3 protein-coding genes are annotated in these 4,934 nt (G+C 44.2%); 2 read left to right on the top strand and 1 reads right to left on the bottom strand.

Features of this window, described 5'->3' with window-relative positions:
- The first annotated feature begins 364 nt into the window (after positions 1-364).
- Together rmuC and Q0064_RS05360 are read left to right on the top strand one after the other, a co-directional pair.
- Positions 365-1,888: a DNA recombination protein RmuC gene (rmuC, locus tag Q0064_RS05365; RefSeq protein ID WP_298145414.1), complete on the top strand. Its 1,524-nt coding sequence runs from the start codon at positions 365-367 to the stop codon at positions 1,886-1,888.
- Between the two features lie 83 nt (positions 1,889-1,971).
- Positions 1,972-2,979, top strand: coding sequence for a superoxide dismutase (locus Q0064_RS05360; protein WP_366094823.1), 1,008 nt, complete (start codon positions 1,972-1,974; stop codon positions 2,977-2,979).
- A gap of 81 nt (positions 2,980-3,060) precedes the next feature.
- On the opposite strand, the gene sucC is transcribed toward Q0064_RS05360, so the two are convergent.
- On the bottom strand, positions 3,061-4,254 hold the full coding sequence (gene sucC, locus Q0064_RS05355) for an ADP-forming succinate--CoA ligase subunit beta (RefSeq protein ID WP_094486911.1): 1,194 nt from the start codon (positions 4,252-4,254) through the stop codon (positions 3,061-3,063).
- Positions 4,255-4,934 lie beyond the last annotated feature (680 nt).

The raw sequence follows: 4,934 nt of genomic DNA, 5'->3' as shown, positions 1-4,934 counted from the left end.
TTACGGATTTCCCGTAATGCTATGTCGATTTTTTTCGGGAACTTCGCCCGAAACGGGAAGGGGAAAACGGGTTAATCCCAACGAAAAAAAAACGAAACACGGTTACGGAAAAACCGCATATTTTTAAAAAAATTTCGCTGTAATTTAGCAGCTTCTTGCGTCGAGCACTATGTTCCCTTAGCGATTGGACGAAAACCCTTGTTGCTGAAAGCCGCTGCAAAAGCCAAGTGATTACGGCGACCTCAGAAGCCGAAAGAACTTGAGCTTTTGCCGAATTTTGGCGACAAGGTTGTAGGGAAAGCGCGACGGCGTCGGAGGCACGACCCGCCGGAAGGGCCAAAAAAACAACAGACATCCATATTTTATGACGATACTTACATTATTGGGCGTACTTGCCGTTTTACTATCGCTGGTTTTGCTGTATTTGCAACTCAGACCGAAAAGCGAAACGAAAATTGACGAACGTTTTCAACAGTTTGAACAAAAATTAAATCAGACAGAACAAGTTATTCGCGAGGAATTTCGGGCAAACCGCCAAGAAGCTGCGCAAGTTGCCGCCACTGCACGTACCGAAACGAACGAACGCTTGGATAAATTTTCGCTGCGCATAGACGAGAACAATACCGCGAACCGTGAAGCACAACAACGCGCACTACAGCAATTTGCTGACAGCCAAAAACTTAAATTCGATGAATTGCTGCTCGTGCAAGAAAAACTGGTGAAAGACACAGTGGTACAACTCGAGAAAGTGCGATACAGTTTGGAAGAAAAACTGACCGAAATTACCCGACACAACTTGGCCGACCAGGAGAAGATGCGCGAATCTATTGGTTTGGTTTTCAAAGAGTTTAGAGAGAGTTTTGATAAAAACGTAGCCTCGTTTAACGAACTGCAACGCGAGAAATTCGGTCAGCTTGAGCAAAAGCAAACGGAACTGATTGTGGGTACCGAAAAGAAGCTGGAAGAAATGCGGTTGACGGTTGACGAAAAGCTTACCAAAACATTAAGTGATCGTTTAGGAGAAAGTTTTGAAACAGTTGGAAAACAATTAATTGAAGTTCAGAAAGGATTGGGTGAAATGCAAACCATTGCCACCGATGTTGGCGGTCTGAAAAAGGTTTTGAGCAACGTAAAATTACGCGGTGGCGTTGGCGAAGTGCAGTTAGCGATGATCCTGGAACAAATTTTAGCACCATCGCAATACGACTCGAACGTGAGAACAAAATCGGGTAGCAACGAACCGGTGGAATTTGCGATAAAACTGCCCGGAAGAACCGAAGACGAAAACGGATTTGTGTACCTGCCAATCGATGCGAAATTTCCGAAAGATGCCTACGAACACCTGCTTGCCGCCTACGAAAACGGCGATATAGAAGAGGTTGAAGTGGCGACAAAAAACTTAGAAACCACCATTAAAAAAATGGCAAAAGATATACGCGACAAGTATCTCGATCCGCCGAAAACAACCGATTTCGCGATTATGTTTTTACCGTTTGAGAGCATTTATGCCGAGGTAATTCGCCGAAGCGGTTTAGTAGACCAGCTCCGAGACGAGTTTAATGTAACCGTTGCCGGTCCCACCACTTTAGTGGCCTTGCTCAACAGTTTGCAAATGGGCTTCCGTACGCTTGCTATCCAAAAACGAAGCAGCGAAGTTTGGAAGGTGCTGAGCGAAGTGAAACGCGAGTTTACAACTTTTGGCGATTTACTTAATAAAGCAAAAAACAACATTACCACGGGATTGGGTCAGTTAGATACCGTTTTGACGACCCGCAGCAACCAAATTGAACGCAAATTGCGCAATGTGGAGAGTTTGCCGTTGGGTTCGGAACAATCGCCGTTAAAAGCATTGGATTTAGACGCAGACGACGCGTCGAAAACCGATTAACCGAAGTACGAACACAACGTTAATTTGTACCCATATTTTTAAATTTAGCGATACCTTCGCATAGATTACAAACCACTATTGAAATGAAAAAACAACTTTTGAGCGGGATTATTACCGTTTTCGCAGTGGGCATAAGTGCGGCACAAACGCCCTTTAGCCTACCTCCACTGCCCTACGACGTTGCGGCTTTGGAACCTTATATTGATTCGCAAACCATGACTATTCACCACGATAAACACCACCAAGCCTACGTCACGAATCTGAACAAAGCGGTGGCAGCCGAAAATTTAGGTGCATTGAAGTTGGAAGACTTATTGAAATCGGTTTCAAAATATTCGGATGCGGTGCGAAACAATGCCGGCGGACATTACAACCACAGTTTGTTCTGGACGATTTTAACGCCAAATAAAGGCACACAACCGTCGAGCCGATTACTTACCGCCATTAACGAACAACTCGGCGGTTTAGACAGTTTAAAGATTAAGATGGAAGCCGCTGCCACCAAACGTTTTGGCTCGGGTTGGGCGTGGTTGAGCGTAGATAGCAAGAAAAAGCTTTTTATTAGTTCGACGCCTAATCAGGATAATCCGTTGATGGATGTGGTCGACCAAAAAGGAACGCCCATTTTAGGGATAGACGTTTGGGAACACGCGTATTATTTGAAGTATCAGAACAAGCGTCCGGATTACTTGAAAGCCATTTGGAACGTCATCAACTGGGATGAAGTGAGTAAACTATACGATGTGGCCGCACCTAAAGGAAAGTTCGACGATTGGCCGCAGATTAAAGATTTCCACAAAACGATGAGCCAAACCTTTCATCCGAGCGAGGAAGGAAACTTAGAACCGTTGAAAACCCGCAGTGGCGAACTGGTTTTAAAAGCCGAAGCGCTGGCTAAAAATCCGATTCCGGCACCATTTGATAAAAAAGAAGTGAAAAAAGCGGTAGCCGATTTGGTGAAAGGAAGTAAGAAACTCAACAAATTGGTGAAATCGAAAGCAGCTGATGCCACCTTAACGAAAGAAATTGCGGCATTACACGACGTTTTCCATACCATCGTTGGATTGTGCAGTTCGGAAGATGCGCATTAAAAGCAAGTTCGAAATTCAGTAAAACAAAAAATCCCGATTCCAAAAGCAATCGGGATTTTTTTATAAAAACATTTAAAACAATTAACTCAAAGCTTTTTGAACTTGGTCGGCTGCTTCTTGGAATTGTACTGCCGAAAGGATTGGCATTCCAGAGTTGTCAATCATTTCCTTCGCTAATTCGGCATTGGTACCTTGTAAACGAACAATGATTGGCACTTTAATGCTGTCGCCCATATTTTTATAGGCATCGATTACCCCTTGCGCTACACGGTCGCAACGAACAATTCCACCAAAGATATTGATCAAAATTGCTTTTACATTTGGATCGCGAAGGATGATGCGGAATGCTAGCTCAACGCGTTTTGCATCGGCTGTACCACCTACGTCAAGGAAGTTTGCAGGTTCAAAACCGGCGTACTTAATTAAATCCATGGTGGCCATAGCTAAACCAGCGCCGTTCACCATACAACCTACGGTTCCGTCGAGGTCAACGTAATTCAAACCTGCAGCTTTAGCTTCTACTTCGATCGGATTTTCTTCGCGAACGTCGCGTAATTCAGCCAAGTTCGGGTGACGATACAAGGCATTGTCGTCGAGATTTACTTTGGCATCAACTGCAATAATTTTATTGTCGGATGTTTTCAAAACCGGGTTGATTTCAAACATCGATGCATCAGAACCGATATAGGCATTGTACAAAGCCTGAACGAAGTTTACCATTTCTTTGAAAGCAGTTCCAGACAAGCCTAGGTTAAAGGCAATCTGTCGTGCTTGAAACGCTTGTAATCCGTATGCTGGGTCGATTTCTTCGGTGAAGATTAAATGTGGTGTGTGTTCAGCCACTTCTTCGATATCCATACCGCCTTCGGTAGAGTACATAATCATGTTACGGCCTTTGCTGCGGTTAAGCAAAACCGACATATAGAATTCTTTAGTTTCGCTTTCGCCTGGGTAGTACACGTCTTCTGCGATAAGCACTTTGTGTACGCGCTTTCCTTCAGGTGGTGTTTGTGGCGTGATGAGGCTCATTCCGATGATTTGTTCGGCGAGCTCTTCTACTTGTTGCAGGTTTTTGGCTAATTTAACGCCACCGCCTTTTCCGCGGCCTCCGGCGTGAATTTGCGCTTTAATAACGTGCCATCCTGTACCTGTTTCAGCAGTTAATTGTTTCGCAACTGCCACAGCCTCAACCGGATTGTTTGCTACGTAACCGCGTTGTACTTTAACTCCGTACGATGCGAGAATTTCTTTCCCTTGGTATTCGTGAATGTCCATATATTGCTTTTAATGGGTATGAAGTGTCGCAAAAGTAAGGATTAAGTTTTTAAAGTTAGAATAGTTTTAAAAGTTTTAAAACTCGGATCGTTGGAAACTTGATTTGTAACCCGATTGGCTGCTTGTATCGCGATAAATTGCTACAACTTCATCCCCAAAACAAAGTGTTCATTGCGTTCTGGATGATCGGTTTTTATTTGGGGGTGCCGGCGGTGCAATCGTAGCGCTTCGCAAACGTTTCGCAGAACCGCCGTCGCGCCATTCGCTGTATCTTTTTTGCTTTAGCAGTAGTGGAAACTCCATAGCGCAAAAAAGTATGCCGCTGCTGTCGCTCACCCGGAAAAAAATGGAAAAAATGGAAAAAATGGAAAAAATGGAAAAAGAAAAATTGGCCTTCGACAAGCTCAGGCTCCGACGAATTACGGATTAGGTTATGCAAAACGATACGTGAAGTGGTGAACGTTACGAAGTCTTAATACTCAAGTCTTAATACAAAAATCTCCATTAGCCTTCGACAGGCTCAGGCACCAACCTTCGAAAGGCTCAGGCACCAACGATACATGGGTTAGGTTGGGAAGATGATACGTAAAAGGGTGAACGTCACGATCCCGATAGTTATCGGGACTATTTTCTAGCTTCTATCCCGATAGCCATCGGGACTAGCTTCTCCAAAACGATAC

The sequence above is a fragment of the Flavobacterium sp. genome (assembly GCF_027490375.1).
GTDB lineage: Bacteria > Bacteroidota > Bacteroidia > Flavobacteriales > Flavobacteriaceae > Flavobacterium.
The sequence above is the reverse complement of the archived record's forward strand: the minus strand, read 5'-3'. Positions and strand labels throughout refer to the sequence as shown.

What these genes read in the sequence shown, in the direction of transcription:
- rmuC (WP_298145414.1), top strand. Translation starts at nt 365, where the DNA reads ATGACGATACTTACATTATTGGGCGTACTTGCCGTTTTACTATCGCTG.
- Q0064_RS05360 (WP_366094823.1), top strand. Translation starts at nt 1,972, where the DNA reads ATGAAAAAACAACTTTTGAGCGGGATTATTACCGTTTTCGCAGTGGGC.
- sucC (WP_094486911.1), bottom strand. Translation starts at nt 4,254, where the DNA reads ATGGACATTCACGAATACCAAGGGAAAGAAATTCTCGCATCGTACGGA.